The 14868-nt window shown below is 70.5% G+C and carries 9 protein-coding genes and 1 pseudogene; 6 read left to right on the plus strand and 4 right to left on the minus strand.

Going from position 1 to position 14868, the window contains the following annotated elements; translation table 11 throughout:
* Positions 1 to 103: 103 nt before the first annotated feature.
* Positions 104 to 1600, minus strand: a complete 1497-nt coding sequence (locus tag OHT74_RS41340; RefSeq protein WP_328623562.1) for a PKD domain-containing protein — start codon at positions 1598 to 1600, stop codon at positions 104 to 106.
* Between the two features lie 620 nt (positions 1601 to 2220).
* Between OHT74_RS41340 and OHT74_RS41345 the strand changes: the two genes are divergently transcribed.
* The 4 genes and pseudogenes from OHT74_RS41345 (at position 2221) to OHT74_RS41360 (ending at position 5594) form a co-directional block, all read left to right on the plus strand.
* A complete protein-coding gene (locus OHT74_RS41345) occupies positions 2221 to 2889 on the plus strand; it encodes a DUF4097 family beta strand repeat-containing protein (protein ID WP_267003491.1) in 669 nt (222 codons plus the stop codon).
* A 41-nt stretch (positions 2890 to 2930) separates the two neighbouring features.
* Positions 2931 to 3706: pseudogene (locus OHT74_RS41350) on the plus strand (ATP-binding cassette domain-containing protein).
* Complete coding sequence (locus tag OHT74_RS41355) at positions 3703 to 4491, plus strand: ABC transporter permease (protein WP_328623563.1); 789 nt, start codon at positions 3703 to 3705, stop codon at positions 4489 to 4491. The pseudogene OHT74_RS41350 and the gene OHT74_RS41355 overlap by 4 nt, the downstream one beginning before the upstream one ends.
* Before the next feature lie 335 nt (positions 4492 to 4826).
* Entirely contained in the window at positions 4827 to 5594 is a 768-nt protein-coding gene (locus OHT74_RS41360; RefSeq protein ID WP_328623564.1) for a thioesterase II family protein, read from the plus strand.
* Between the two features lie 161 nt (positions 5595 to 5755).
* Here the strand turns inward: OHT74_RS41360 and OHT74_RS41365 are convergent, their stop codons facing one another.
* A complete protein-coding gene (locus tag OHT74_RS41365; RefSeq protein WP_266674356.1) occupies positions 5756 to 6958 on the minus strand; it encodes an enoyl-[acyl-carrier-protein] reductase FabV in 1203 nt (400 codons plus the stop codon).
* 279 nt (positions 6959 to 7237) lie between these two features.
* On the opposite strand from OHT74_RS41365, the gene OHT74_RS41370 reads away from it, so the two are divergent.
* Both OHT74_RS41370 and OHT74_RS41375 read left to right on the plus strand, forming a co-directional pair.
* Complete coding sequence (locus OHT74_RS41370; protein WP_266674354.1) at positions 7238 to 8038, plus strand: alpha/beta fold hydrolase; 801 nt, start codon at positions 7238 to 7240, stop codon at positions 8036 to 8038.
* Between the two features lie 4 nt (positions 8039 to 8042).
* Positions 8043 to 8819 carry a MerR family transcriptional regulator gene (locus OHT74_RS41375; RefSeq protein WP_328623565.1) on the plus strand — a complete coding sequence of 259 codons (777 nt, stop codon included), beginning with the start codon at positions 8043 to 8045 and terminating at the stop codon, positions 8817 to 8819.
* 156 nt (positions 8820 to 8975) lie between these two features.
* Here OHT74_RS41375 and OHT74_RS41380 read toward each other — a convergent pair whose 3' ends face one another.
* Together OHT74_RS41380 and OHT74_RS41385 are read right to left on the minus strand one after the other, a co-directional pair.
* The gene (locus tag OHT74_RS41380; RefSeq protein ID WP_328623566.1) at positions 8976 to 11246 is read right to left on the minus strand and encodes an MMPL family transporter; all 2271 of its coding nucleotides are present in this window, start codon (positions 11244 to 11246) and stop codon (positions 8976 to 8978) included.
* 303 nt (positions 11247 to 11549) lie between these two features.
* Positions 11550 to 14828, minus strand: coding sequence for a non-ribosomal peptide synthetase (locus tag OHT74_RS41385; protein ID WP_328623567.1), 3279 nt, complete (start codon positions 14826 to 14828; stop codon positions 11550 to 11552).
* Between the last annotated feature and the right edge of the window lie 40 nt (positions 14829 to 14868).

Here is a 14868-nt window from a genome sequence, read left to right on the forward strand (position 1 = left end):
CGTGATCTTCCGGCCGGACGGGGGACGCTATCAGCGGGCTCGGACATGGCCCGGGTCCGGCCGGGAGACCCGGGCCACCGGCAGGACCATGGCCAACCTGGTCCTAGTAGGCGTCGTACTGGCCGAACCAGTCGACGATGTAGTGGGCTTCGCGGCTGCTCTGGTTCCAGAGGTCGATGACCTCGTGGGGGCCCGGCTTCGCCTGGACCAGGTTGGGAACGTCCTTGCCCGCCGTCCAGTTCAGCGTGGAGGACACCGGCCGCGGCGGCGGGGTCGGACGCCCGTTCCTGTACGCGTCCATCGAGTACGGGTCCGGGGCGACCGAGAGGAAGCCGGAGCCGCTCGTGCTGGTGACGGTGACGTTCAGTACGTAGGCCTCGACGGGAAGACGGTCACGATTCCCGGAATCCATGTCCATGGGCATGTAGCCGCCGGCGAGGCACGGCCAGGTGCCGGGGCCGCCCCAGCGACGCGAGTCGAGGAGCCGCCACGGTCCACCCGTCGGGATGCCGGGGGTCGTGCTGGCGAAGGCCGCCTTGCTCCCGGCGCCGTAGTAGCCGACGACGTCGACGATGACGTCGGTCCCCGCCCAGGCACCGTTGCGGACATTGATCTTTCCGTCGGCGCCGACGGGCACGATGACGGAGTTCGCGATCGTCTGACCGGCCGTGAAGTTCAGATTGGACGTGGTCGGCGCCGTCTGCCCGCTCGGGAAGACCGTCAGGTGACCGGCCTCCCGCGGATTGGTGACGGTCACGTTCAGCGCCACGGCGCTCACCCCGGCGGGGATCCCGCTCTTGCCGGTGATCTGCACACCGAACGTGCCCTGCCCGGCGACCTGGCCGCGCGCCGCGCCGAGCCCCTCGCGGGTGTCGACGAAACGGACCGGGTTCAGGGAGGTGTAGCCGTCGTTCGCGGAGCGGTCGAAGTAGCCGGTCACGTCAGCGAGCAGGTCGACCGCGTTCCAGCCGCCGTTGTAGAGCTCGACGTACCCGTCCTTGCTGACCGGCACGATCACCTGGTTCGGAACGGTCTGCCCGGCGACGTAGTTCATGTTCGAGGACTCGGGCCGCTGCTTGCCCGCAGGGTAGACGGACACGTGTCCGCCGGCGGTGGTGTTGGTGACGGTGACGTTGAGAACCACCGCGGCGACCCCGGTCGGGACCTTCCCCCTGCCCGCGATCTTCACCCAGACCGACGAGTACGCACCGACCTTGGCCTTCGCCGCGCCGACGCCGGAGCGGGTGTCGAGAAGCCGGGTGGGCGTGTGCGGGACGAAGAACGAACCGGCCGTCGAGAACGCAAGCTGGTTCACGGCCTGCACCTTGTTGACGCTGTCCGTGGCGGTCACGGTGACCGTGTAGTCGCCGGGCCTCGGATAGGTGTGCTTGTTGAACCCCCGGACTTCCCCACCGTTCATGGTGATCGCGTCCGTCGTGCCGTCGCCCCAGGCGATCGTGACCTCGTGCGGGACCGGCACACCGTTGTAGAGGTTGACGGTCAGGGAGATTCCGCGCGCGGTCGTGATGTCAGCCGCCAGAGCGACTTCCAGGTTCGAGGCGGCGGCGGAGTCCTGTGCCGCCACGTCACGGCCGGTCAAGGAGGTTCGCACCGTCCGGTCGCCCGAACTCTGATAGGCCCCGGGCCCGGCCCCGGCATCGTCGGCAGCCACTTCGACCGGTGGCACGGAAACCCCGGCCGGCGCCGGACCGTCGGCCTGCGCCACGCCCGGTATGAGACCCACACCAGCCGCAAGGGCAACAGCTGAAACTACGAGTCGGCGACTGCGCACCGGCCCCCCCATTTTCTGTTACAGCTTGAACAAGTTCGAAAGCCCGCCCAGAGTACAGAGCCCCCAACCCACCCGCGGGCGCGGCGGGGGCGGCAGCGGTCAGGCCGGCAAGCGCCGGGCGGCCTTGCGGGCGTGGGCGGTTCGGGGTCTCGGCGTCGGCCAGGGACCGGGCCGCACCTCGCGTCCGCGGTCTCCTTCGCGGTCCGTGGTGTCTCCAGGTATCGCGTTCACACTCAATCCATTGCAACGAACCGAGGACGCGCGTTGCGTTAGCCTCAAGGACATTGCAACGAATTCTCACCTCTCACCTGCATTGATGCTGATTTTGCGCAACGCACATGTTGCCAACTCTGTGAATGCAACGTAGCTTTTCCATCATCAGAAACAGCGAGCCGACAGAGTGCACGCTGAAGCAGAAGGAGAACGCCATGCAGAAGTTCGACACCCCCGCCGGCCGCTCCACCGTCCTCGACATCCCCGCCGGACGCATCCGGTTCATCGCCGCCGACCGGGACAACACCACCGTCGAGATCCTGCCCGCCGACCCGTCCAAGAGCCGCGACGTGAAGGCCGCCGAGGAGACCACCGTCACCTACATCGACGGCGTCCTGCGCATCCAGGCCGCACCGGCCAAGAACCGGGTCCTCGGCTCTTCCGGATCCATCGAACTGACCGTCCAGCTGCCCGCCGGCTCGCGTATCGAGGCGAAGGTGGCCAGCGCCGAGTTCCGTTGCGTCGGACGCCTCGGCGACGTCTCCTTCGAGGGCGCGCAGGCCACGGTCAAGATCGACGAAGCGGCAAGCGCCCGTCTGACCCTGATGTCGGGTGATGTGTCGGTCGGCCGTCTGGGCGGGGACGCGCAGATCAGCACCCAGAAGGGCGACCTCCACATCGCCGAGGCCGTGCGCGGCACGGTCACGCTGCGCACGGAGCAGGGCGAGATCACGGTCGGCGCGGCCCGCGGCGTCTCCGCTTCCCTGGACGCCGGCACCACCTACGGCCGGATCAACAACTCGCTCCAGAACAGCGAAGGCGTCGCCGGCCTGAACATCCACGCCAGCACCAACTACGGCAACATCACCGCTCGCAGCCTCTAACCCGCAGCCTCTAACCCGCAGCGTCAAAGGGAGCGTCCATCATGACCGGCTTGGCGATCGCGGCGAACGGGCTGCGCAAGTCCTACGGCGACAAGAGCGTGCTCGACGGCATCGACCTGAGCGTTCCGGAGGGGACGATCTTCTCCCTGCTCGGGCCGAACGGCGCCGGGAAGACCACTGCCGTCAAGATCCTCTCCACCCTCATCACCCCCGATGCCGGTGAGATCCGTGTCGCCGGTCATGACCTGGCCGCTGCTCCGCAGGCGGTGCGGGCGTCGATCGGTGTCACCGGGCAGTTCTCCGCCGTCGACGGGCTGATCACCGGCGAGGAGAACATGCTCCTCATGGCCGACCTGCACCACCTGTCCAAGAGCGAGGGACAGCGGGTCGCCGCCGAACTGCTGGAGCGCTTCGACCTGGTGGAGGCCGCCAAGAAGCCCGCCGCCAGGCCGACCAGCTCGCCGACCGCATCGCCGTCCTCAACAACGGCAAGATCGCAGCCGAAGGCACCGCCGACGAGTTGAAGCGGCTCATCCCCGGCGGGCACGTCCGGCTGAGGTTCTCCGACCCGGCTGCGTACGAGAGCGCCGCGTCCGCGCTGCGCGACGTGACCCGGGACGACGAAGCGCTCGCCCTGCAAATTGCCAGCGGCGGCAGTCAGCGCGACCTGCGCACCATCCTCGACCGGCTCGACGCCGCCGCGGTCCAGGCCGACGAGCTGACCGTGCACACCCCCGACCTGGACGACGTCTTCTTCGCCCTGACCGGCACCAACATCCCCAGCCAGCCCAGCCAGTCCGAGGAGACCGTCCGATGAGCTCCCTCTCCCTCGCCGTGCGCGACTCGTCCACGATGCTGCGCCGCAACCTCCTGCACGCGCGCCGCTACCCCTCGCTCACGCTGAACCTCCTGCTGACGCCGGTCATGCTGCTGCTGCTCTTCGTCTACATCTTCGGCGGCGCCATGAGCGGCGGCATCAGCGGCGGCGGAGACCGCTCCGCATACATCGCCTACATCGTCCCCGGCATCCTGCTGATGACCATCGGCAGCACCGTCGTCGGCGCCGCGGTATCCGTCTCCACCGACATGTCCGAAGGCATCATCGCCCGCTTCCGCACGATGGCGATTCACCGCGGATCCGTGCTCATCGGGCACGTCATCGGCGGTGTCCTGCAATCCCTGGCCAGCGTGGTCCTCGTCGGCATCGTCGGCGTCGCCATCGGCTTCCGCTCCCACGACGCCACGGCCCTGGAGTGGCTGGCGGCGTTCGGGCTCCTCGCGCTCTTCGCTCTCGCGCTCACCTGGATCGCCATCGGCATGGGCATGGTCAGCCCCAACGCGGAAGCGGCCGGCAACAGCGCGATGCCGCTGATCCTCCTGCCGCTCATCTCCAGCGCGTTCACTCCGATCGACTCGATGCCGGGCTGGTTCCAGCCCATCGCCGAGTACCAGCCGTTCACGCCGGTCATCGAGACCCTGCGCGGACTGCTTCTGGGCACCGAGATCGGATACAACGGCTGGCTCGCCCTCGGCTGGTCCATCGCCCTCATCGCACTCGGCTACCGCTGGTCCACCGCATCCTTCAACCGCGACCCCAAGTAGCAGCCATGAGCGTGGACCGCCCCAGGGCGGCGTGACCCGGCACCCGCCGGCGCACGCCGCCCTCGCGGCATTCCCGGCCATCCGGTGCACCGGATGACAGCGGCTGTACGGGTTTCTCCAGCAGACTGCGAGCGCCCTTCGAGGACGGGGCGCAATGCTCGGGTCATGAGCTCCGATACGGACGGGCGCAAGCCCTCGCGGGGCACCCGAACCGCCCGCCGGCGCCCATCCCCCGAGGGCACCGGCGGGCTTTCGCTCTGCCCGCCCGCTGCCGGTCCGGTCGGTGTGATCAGCGGGGGCAGTGTTGCCGGCACAGACGAAGGGACACACCGACGATGAACAACACGTGGTTCCGGCGCTTCACCACGACCACGACCACGGGAAACGGGCCACGCCTCTTCTGCTTCCCGCATGCGGGGGGCTCCGCGACGGCGTACGTGCAGCTGGCGCGCGCGCTGCCCGCGGACTTCGACGTGGTGTCCGTGCAGTACCCGGGGCGCCAGGACCGGTACCACGAGGAGCCGTTCACGGCCGTGGCCCCGCTCGTCGAGGCAGTGGCCGAGGAGCTGGCCCACGAACTGGCCGCGGACCCCGGACGGCCGTACGCCCTGTTCGGCCACAGCATGGGCGCGCTCGTCGCGTTCGAGACGGCCCGGCTCCTCGTCGCCCGGGGCGAACTGCCCGGGCCCCAGCGGCTGTTCCTCTCCGGCCGGGGCGCGCCGCGCCCGGGCACCAGTGCCCAGTACGACTTCTACGACGACGCCGACGTGCTGGCCGAGCTGCGCAGGCTGGGCGGCACCGATCAGTCGATGCTCGAGAACCCCGAGGTCCTGGAGCTCGTACTGCCGGCACTGCGAGCCGACTACCGGGCCCTCGCCGCGTACGACTGGCGCGGGGGAGAGCCGCTCGCCGCTCCGATCACCACCCTGATCGGGGACAGCGACCCGATGGTGACGGTCGAGGAGGCCGGGACCTGGCGGGAGCGGACCAGCGGTGACTTCGACCTGAAGGTCTTCCCCGGCGGCCACTTCTACCTCGTCGACCAGATCGACCAGGTCACTGCGGCCGTCACCGAGGGGCTGCTCGCCACCGCCGCTTCCTGACGTGCCTCCTGGCCGGCCGCAGCCGGCTGCGCAGACGGGCCGAGAGACGATCGCCGTGCCCCCGCCATTCGGTGATGAGCCGGTCCACGTTTCCGGTCCTGCGCAGCCGGCCTGGCCGGCCGGCAACTGTCCTTCTCGCTGGTCAGCGGCGAACGCCTTCGCTAGCGAAGGCTTCGGCGCGGCGCCGGCCACTCGACCGTCGTCTGCGTGGGCCGCCCGTAGTCGACACCGTCGACGCCCCATCCGTACAGTTCGCGGATCTGCCCCATGAACCAGTCCGCGCCGTCCCCCGCGCGCTCCAGTCCGGCTTCCGGGTTCGCCCACAGCTCCCGCACCTGGTCCTGGACCTCGTCGTTGAGTTCCCAGCCGTCCAGCCGGATGCGGCCCTGCTCGTCGAGGACCAGCGGTGTCGCCCCCGTCAGCTGCTCCCACAGTTCCCCGGCCTGTTCGGCCGTCGTGCGGAACCCGTCTCCGAGGACGGTCCGCAGGAACGCCGTGTACAGGGCGATCGACGGGATCGCGCTCGACGCCTGGGTGACGGCCGCGCCCGCGACCGCGGTGAACGCCCGGCCCGCGTCTGCCAGCTCGGCGTCCAGCTGTCCGGCGGTCCGCTCCAAGTCCTCCTTCGCCGCGCCGATGGTGCCCTGCCGGTAGATCGGCGCCGTCAGCTCCGAGCCGATGTACGTGAGGGCGACCGTGGTGAACCCGTCGGCCAGCAGGTCGCGCCCGGCCAGGGCGCGTACCCACAGCCGCCAGTCCGCGCCGCCCATCACCTGCTCCGTCGCGTGCCGCTCCTCGGCGCTGGCCGGCTCCAAGGACACCTGGCCGACCTTCGGGGAATCGCCGGAGAAGTCCAGTGCCGGAGCCTCGTACGGCGCGCCGAGCGGTTTGATCACCGAGTGGTGGACCGTGCCGGTCGCCGGGTCTGTGCGGCGCGGCGCCGCCAGGCTGTAGATCAGGTGGTCGACCTTGCCGTACCGCTCCTCCACCAGGGCCAGCACCTGCTCCTTGCCCGCCTCGGAGAACGCGTCGGTGTTGACGAACACGAAGTCGTGGCCGGCGTCCTGTGCCAGGGCATCGACGGCCGCGGTGCGGTACCAGCCCGCTGTGGCGGTGCGCCGCTCGGTCTCCGCGCCCTCGAAGGCGACACCCACACCCCGGATCCCGTGCCGGCGCAGCCCGGTCAGCAGCGTGGCCAGCCCGTACCCGGCGCTGTGGCCGAGGAGCAGTACCACCGGGCCGCTGCCGTCGGCGCGTGCCGGAATCCGTTCCCACATCCGGTGCACGGTCTCGGCGGCCCCGTCCGGGTGGGAGTTGACGATCAGGAAACCGCGCTGCTTCGGGTCGATCTGGCGAAGGCTCACAGTGCGTCCATTCCATTCGGTACGAGTCGGGCGAGGTGTACGCGCACGTCCATGATCGTATCGACGCCCCGGACTGCGGCCCGTGCTGGCGAAGCACGGAGATCATCGCCGGTCGTTGTCACCTTCGGCATTGACGAGGCTCCTTCCTCGTTGCTTCCGAGCGGCCCGAGGGCGTCAACGCGTTCGTGGGCGCGATCGCTTCGGCGAAGGAGGCCGTGGGAGGTCCGGCCTGATGTCGCCGGTTGACCTTGACCCTGGGTCAGGGTGGACGCTGATGGCATGACCAATTCCACTTCCTCGCCCTGGACCGGCATGGTCCCTGTCGACGACACGGCCCTGGCCGTCACCGACACGCGCGGTCCCGGCCGGCCCGTCGTCTATCTGAACGGCTCCTATGCCGACTCCCGGCCCTGGCGGCCCGTGATCGCCGAACTCGACTCCGGCTGGCGGCACATCACCTACGACGAGCGGGCCCGCGGCCGGTCGAAGCGGTCGGCGGACTACTCCTTCGAGGCGTGCGTCCGGGACCTCGATGCCGTCCTCGAGGCGACCGGGGTGGAGCGGCCGCTGCTCGTCGGCTGGTCCTACGGTGCGGCGCTCGCGGCGCACTGGGCCGACCGGAATCCGGGCCGCGTCCTGGGGGTGGTGTCCGTGGACGGCGGCATTCCGTACGGTCTGACCGGCGAGGAGGGCCGTGAGCGGATCCGGCGCCTGTTCCGCCGGATGCGGTGGCTGCTGCCGCTGGTGCGTCCGCTGGGCCTGGCCGCGCGGATGACCGCCGACCAGCATGCCGACATCAACATCGAGGCCAACGAGGTCAACGCCGCCATCGAGCCGGTCCTCGACCGCCTGACCTGCCCGGTGCGGTACGTCCTCGCCACGGGCGGCAGCCTCGGCGGGGGCCAGGAGGAGATGGAGAAGATGCGGGCCGCGCTCGATCCGGTGCTCGCCCGGAACCCGAACGTCAAGGTGAGCGCGAAGGTCGCGAGCAACCACTCCAAGGTTCTGGCCAAGGACTTCCGGGCCATCGCCTCGGCCGTGCGCGAGACCTCGGCCGCCCACGACCAGAGGGCCCGCTGAGCCCATGGTGTACGGACTCACGATCGGTCAGGCGGCCGCGTTCGCCGGCGTCACGGTGAAGACCGTGCGCCACTACCACCGGCTCGGCCTGGTCGACGAACCGGAACGCGACGGCTCCGGTTATCGCCGGTACGGATCGTCCGACATGTTGCGGCTGGTCCAGGCCCGCACGCTCGCCGACGCGGGCGTGCCGCTGGCCGAGGTCGGGGATCTGCTCGACGCCGATCCCGAGCAGTTCGTCGCCGCCCTGGACGACGTCGAGCGGCGGCTCACCGACCGGATCGAGGAGCTGATCGCGCGGCGCGCGGTGCTGCACCGGCTCGCCGCCGGCGACCGGCTCCTGCTGCCCGAGCGCGCGTGCGTGGCCCTGGACCGGTTCGCGGAGCTCGGGTTCGGTGCCGACTATGTGGCCATCCAGCAGGAGGCCCTGGTTCTGGCCCGTGCCCTGGTGCCGGAGGTCTTCGACAGCTTCCTGAGCCAGCTCGAGCGCCAGCTCGCCGACCCCCAGTACGTCGAGCTGATGAAGCTCTGCCAGGACGCCGAATCGTGGGATCCGGACGACCCGCGGCTGGACGAGATCGCGTCCGCCCTGGCCGCCAAGGTGCTGGCCAACCGTGAACTGCTGTCGCTGCCGGCCGAGTTCCGGGCCAGGCCCGACGCCGCCACCCGCTACGGCCTCATCAACCACCACCGGGAAGACCAGGCGCCGGCGGCTGCCCGGCTGACCGAGCTGCTCGAGGCGAACCTCCGGGCAGCCGGCGTCGACATCCCGCATCAGTAGCGGCCTGCAGGGCAGCTGCCGGCGGCCTGGCCCGAAGACGACGGCCGGCCCGGTGGCTGGTGCCACCGGGCCGGCGGGGGTGCGGCTCCCTGACGGTCCGGACGGGGGCCGGTCCGCCGCGGGAGTCCGCTGCGTGTGTTCCCTTACGGGGATCCGCTAGGAGACGCGGTCCGCGAGCTCGCGCTCGCGGGGCGGGACCGAGCGGGCGACGATGCGGTTGAGCTTCTCGCCCTCCACGTCGACGTTCGGGAGCAGTGCGTCGAGCCAGCGGGGCAGCCACCAGGCGGCCTTGCCGAGCAGGGCGAACAGGGCGGGCACGATCGCCATGCGGACGACGAAGGCGTCGAAGAGGATGGCCGTCGCCAGCCCGAAGCCGATCATCTGGATCATGTCGTTGGCGTCCAGGATGAAGCCGGAGAACACGCTGATCATGATGGCCGCCGCGGCGGTGACGACGCGGCCGCTGTAGCGGAAGCCGGTGGCCACGGCCTCGTCCGGGCCTGCGCCGTGGACGTAGGCCTCGCGCATGCGGGAGACCAGGAAGACCTCGTAGTCCATGGCCAGGCCGAAGACGATGCCGATCATGAAGATCGGCATGGTGCTCATGATCGGACCGGTCTGGTCGATGCCGAGGACGTCCTTCAGCCAGCCCCACTGGAAGACCGCGACGACGGCGCCGAGGGCCGCGCTGACCGACAGGAGGAAGCCGAGGGCCGCCTTCAGCGGGACGAGCAGCGAGCGGAAGACCAGGACCAGCAGGACGAAGGCCAGGCCGACGACCAGGCCGAGGTAGGGCACGAACGCGTCGTCCAGCGTCTTCGAGAAGTCGATGAGCATCGCGGTCTGGCCGGTGATCAGCACCTCGCCGGCGGTCTGCTCCTCGAAGCCGCCCGCGAGGGCGCGGAGGTTGTGGACGAGGTCCTCGGTCTTCTTGTCGGCCGGACCGGTGGTCGGGACGACGTTGAGGATGGCGGTGTCGCCGGCCTCGTTGGCGACGGCCGGGGAGACCGAGGCCACCCCGTCCACCTTGGCGAGGGCCTTGCCGACGGTGTCGCCGGCGGCCTTGGCGTCCTTGGCGCTGACCGTGACCATCAGCGGGCCGTTGAAGCCGGCGCCGAAGGACTCGGACAGAATGTCGTACGCCTTGCGCTGGGTGGTCTCCGTCGACATGGTGCCCTCGCCCGGCAGGCCGAGCTCCAGGCTGGCGGCGGGCACCGCGAGCGCACCGAGGCTCACGACGCCGACGAGCAGGACGGCGACCGGGTTGCGGAGCACGTAGCCGGCCCAGCGGGAGCCGAGGTTCGGCTTGTTCGGGTCCTTCTTCGCGGCGCGCGCGGCGGCCTTGGCGGCTCGCTTGGCGGACACGCGCTGCTTGCGGGCCGACAGCGGCCCGCTCCAGAACAGGTGGCGCTCGCGGCGGGGCAGCACCTTGAACGGGGCGAAGCCGAGCAGCGCGGGAACCAGCGTCAGCGCGATGAGGACGGCGACGGCGACCGTGCCGGAGGCGGCCAGGCCCATCTTGGTGAGCAGCGGGACGTTCACGACGGACAGGCCGGCCAGCGCGATGATGACCGTGAGGCCGGCGAAGACGACGGCCGAGCCGGCCGTGCCGACGGCGCGTCCGGCGGCCTCCTCGCGGTCGCGGCCCTCCGCCATCTCCGAGCGGTAGCGGGAGACGATGAACAGCGCGTAGTCGATGCCGACGGCGAGGCCGAGCATCATCGCCAGCGTCGAGGTGGTGGCGGAGAGCCCGAACGTGCTGCCGAGCGCGGTGATGCCGGAGATGCCGATGGAGACGCCGATGGTGGCGGTCAGGAGCGGCATGCCGGCCGCGATCATCGAGCCGAAGGTCAGCAGCAGGACTATGGCGGAGACCAGGATGCCGATGCCTTCGCCGGAACCGCCCATCTCGGCCTTGATCTTGACGGCGTCACCGCCGGCCTCGACGGTCAGTCCGCCGGCCCGGGCCTTCTCGGTGATCTCGTCGAAGGCGTCGTGCGCCTCGTCGCTCACTTCGGGGCCGGGGACCTTGTAGGTGACCACGGCGTAGGCGGTGGTGCCGTCCTTGCTGATGGTGTTGGCCTGGTACGGGTCGGTCGCGCCGATGACCTCGGGGGCCTTGGACAGGTTCCCGAGCAGCTCGGTGACGCCGGCCTTCGGGCCCGCGTCGGAGATCTTGGCGCCCTGGGGGGCGCGGAGGACGACGCGGGCGCTGGCGCCGGTGGCGCTGGCCGTGGGGAACTTCTCCTTGAGCAGGTCGAACGCCTTCTGCGACTCGGTGCCCGGCATGGAGAAGGTGTCGGCGGGGGGCGGGGGTGCGGAGGACGCCGCGACTCCGACGCCGCCGAAGATCAGCACCCACAGGACGACCAGCAGCCATCGGCGCCGGAACGCCAGGCGGCCGAGTTTGTAAAGGAAGGTGGCCACGGCGAGTGGACTCCCATCGGATCGGCAGAGCAACAGGCAGGACTCAAGGACACTAACAAACCGCTCGTGCGGTTTTCTTACGGGGGATGTATTCGCGCCACCACACCGGCTTCAGCCACGAACGCTGTGGGGAGCCACTCACACGCTTCGATCCAGCACGAGCTGAACCCCGTCGGAAGTTCACCGGAGGCCGGTGGTGGCCCACTTGAGCCCCGCTCGAAGCCGGCAGGCGGCCCGGCAGCACGAACGCCCGCGGCCCCCTGGTGGGCAGGGGGCCGCGGGCGCTTCGGCGTGACGGCACGGTCAGAGAACGGCGCCTTCCCTCGTCCTCCTGCGCAGAGTCGGCCTGCTGGACTGGGCGAGGTCCTTCCACATGTCCGAGAGACCGGTGATGGTGCGCGCCGCGAACAGCCTGCGGATCGACACCTCCTGGTTCAGCTCCGCCCGGATCAGGCCGACCAGCCTGATCGCCCGCAGCGAGTTGCCACCGAGGTCGAAGAAGTCCTCGTCGATGCCCACCCGGTCCAGCTCGAGCACGTCGGCGAACGCCGCGGCCAGCACCCGCTCGGTCTCGTTGCGCGGTGCCCGGTACTTCGCGTCGAACTCGGGCTCCGGCAGCGACGCCCGGTCCACCGTCCCGTTGACCGTCGCCGGCAGGCGTTCCAGCACCGTGAACACCGACGGCACCATGGACTCCGGCAGCCACCCTGCGGCGAACCGGCGCAGCTCCTCGCCCGAAACGGCCTGGCCGCGGACCGGGACCACATAGGCCACCAGCCGCTGCTGCCCCGAACCGTCCTCCTTGACGACCACGACCGACTGTGCAAGGCCGCTGTGCTCGGACAGCACCTCTTCGACCTCGGCCAACTCGACTCGAACGCCACGTACATCGACCTGGGCGTCGGCCCGGGCCACGTACTCGAGCCGGCCGCCGGTTCCCCAGCGCACCCGGTCCCCGGTCCGGTACATGAGCCCGCCGGCCGGACCGAACGGGCAGGGCACGAACCGCTCCGCGGTCGGCCCGGGCTGCCCGGCATATCCACGGGCCACGCCGGGCCCGGCCACGTACAGCTCTCCGGTCACGCCGACGGGGACCGGCGCCAGTCCCGGACCCAGCACGTAGAGCGCGGTGTTGTCCATCGGACGGCCGACCGCGGACGCGAGGCGCACCGGTTCGTCCGCAGCCAGGCGCTGGCACGCGGCGAAGACGGTCGTCTCCGTCAGGCCGTGGCCGGTGACGATCGTCAGCTCGGGGCAGGCCTCACGGACCCGGCGCAGCGCGGCCGTGGACACGCGGTCGCCACCGGTCCACACCTCGCGCAGCCCGGCGAAGCTCTCGGGGCGTTCTGCCGCGATCGCCGAGAACAGGCTCGCGGGCAGCCACACCGTGGAGATCTCGTGCGCCGCGCGCACAGCGGTCAGGGCGTCGATGTCGAGCTCCCCCGCGGGAGCCACGACCACGCGGCCGCCGTTCAGCAGGGGCACCCACAGTTCGAGGGCGAGCGCATCGGCGGTGTGCGGCGCGTGCCACAGCACGGTGCCGTGGCCGGCCTCCTTGCAGTGGCGGTCCTTGACGAACCGCTCCATGTTCCGGTGCGTCACGGCGACTGCGGTGGCCGCGCCGGCCGTTCCGGAGCCGTGCATCACGGCCAGCAGGCCGTCCTGGTGCGACGGGACCGCAGCCTGCGGCGCACCGTCGTTCTCGTCGGCGCTGTCCGGGCGGATGTCGTCGAACACGATCACCGCAACGTCCGGGCCGCAGGAGAGTGCGCCGGCTGTCGCCGCATCGGTGAGCAGTGCGCGCGCCGAGGAGTCGCCGACCTGCGACGTGATCTGCTCCGCCGGGAGCGCCGGGTCGATGGGCAGGTAGGCTCCGCCCGCCTTCACCACGCCCAGCAGGGCGACGGCGAGGTCCACCGACCGGGGCATCGCCACGGCGACGACCGTCTCGGGTCCGACGTGCCGGCGTCGCAGCGCCCCGGCCAGACGGCTCGAGCGCTCGTCCAGCTCCCCGTAGGAGACCTCCGAGTCGCCGGACACCATCGCGATGGCGTAGGGGTCCCGCTCCACCTGCTGGGCGAACAGCTCCGGAACCGTCAGTCCCGGCAGCGCCGCGTCCGTGTCGTTCGGTGCCGTCAGGACGCCGTCGCGCTCGACACCGCTGACCACGTCCAGCGCACCGATCGGCTGCGTACCGGCGGCCACCACGGCACGGATGTGCGCGATCAGCTCCTCGCCGAGGAAGCGCAGCTCCGCGCGGTGGTACAGGCTCGCGGGGGCGTCGAGGCGGATGTAGAGGTCGCTGTCGGCGCTGCCGTCGGTGTAGACGCCGATCGACAGTTCCTCGAAGGTGCCGGTCGTCGCGCCGGAGTAGCGCGCCGGGCTGTCGGCGAAGTGGAGCTGCTCCACGAACTCGACGACGTTCATGACGGCACCGAAACTGCCGCGGCCGCTCAGGACGGTTCCGCTCGCGCGCTGGATGTCCGAGTAGTGGCAGGCGGTGTGGCCGAAGAGCTCGTACGTCTCGTCGACCATCGCGTCGGCGATCTCGGCGAAGGTCGCGCCGAGCGGAACGGCCACCCGTACCGGCACCACGTTCACGGCCAGGCCGGGGGTCCGGCTCGCCACGCCGACGCGGTTGCCCACGGCCAGCGAGAGGAGGAACTCCGGACGGTCGCAGCGGTGCCGGAAGAAGACCGCCGCGGCGGCGGTGAGCATCTGCGACATCCACACGCCCATGGACGTCGCGGTCTCGGTCCACACGTCTGCCTCGGCGCGCGGAACGGTCAGCGTCCGGCTCACCATGCCGATGGTCTCGGCCACCTCCGACCAGCGGTCGGCGCTGCTCATCGGCTGGGAGAGCGCGGCCCGCAGCGAGTCGGACAGGGCGACCCGCGGAACCTGCGCGGGCGCCGGCGCATCCTTCAGGTAGTCGCGCCAGAACTCCGTGTCCTCGGTGAACTTCTGGGAGGCGAGGTACTCCGTCGCCTCGGACGCGAACGACTCGGCGTCCCACGGGTGCGGCAGCTCCGGTACGTTCTCGCCCCGCAGCAGCGCCGTGTAGACCTCGGCGAGGCGCCGCGAGAGCAGGCCACCCGCGCCGAACCCGTCCGATATGAGGTGGTGGTAGGCGATCACCAGGAGGGAACGGGCCTCCGCGAGTTTGACCACACCCAGTCGGAACAGCAGGTCCCGCGACAGGTCGAACGGCTGCCGCACCATGTCGGCCAGCGCTTCGCGCGCCGCCTGCTCGGGATCGGCCTCGGCGCTGAGGTCCAGGAAGAACGGCCGCCAGTCCCCCAGTTCCCGGGGTACGAGGCGCAGCCCGCTGCCGTCGTCGACGAAGTTGACGCGCAGCACCTCCGCCTCGCCCATCACGTGCAGGAACGCGGATTCAATGACCGCCGCGTCCAGCTCACCGTCCACATCCCACATGGTCAGCGCATGGTTCGGCGTGTCGGGAGCCATTTCCTGCGCTCGCCACATGCCTTTATGCGCAGACGACGCACCGAACGAACGCACACAGATCAACTCCTCAGCAAACAGGCCCGGGAATCGGAGAACTTCACAGATCACCCCCACCTTCAGGGAAGTGGGTCAGCCGTTCAAGACAACTTGGTGC

This window comes from Streptomyces sp. NBC_00354, from assembly GCF_036106915.1.
Classification (GTDB): domain Bacteria; phylum Actinomycetota; class Actinomycetes; order Streptomycetales; family Streptomycetaceae; genus Streptomyces.

Excerpts from the sequence above, each read along its gene's own strand:
- OHT74_RS41355 (WP_328623563.1), top strand. The coding sequence starts at position 3,703 with ATGAGCTCCCTCTCCCTCGCCGTGCGCGACTCGTCCACGATGCTGCGC.
- OHT74_RS41370 (WP_266674354.1), top strand. The coding sequence starts at position 7,238 with ATGACCAATTCCACTTCCTCGCCCTGGACCGGCATGGTCCCTGTCGAC.
- OHT74_RS41360 (WP_328623564.1), top strand. The coding sequence starts at position 4,827 with ATGAACAACACGTGGTTCCGGCGCTTCACCACGACCACGACCACGGGA.
- OHT74_RS41345 (WP_267003491.1), top strand. The coding sequence starts at position 2,221 with ATGCAGAAGTTCGACACCCCCGCCGGCCGCTCCACCGTCCTCGACATC.
- OHT74_RS41375 (WP_328623565.1), top strand. The coding sequence starts at position 8,043 with ATGGTGTACGGACTCACGATCGGTCAGGCGGCCGCGTTCGCCGGCGTC.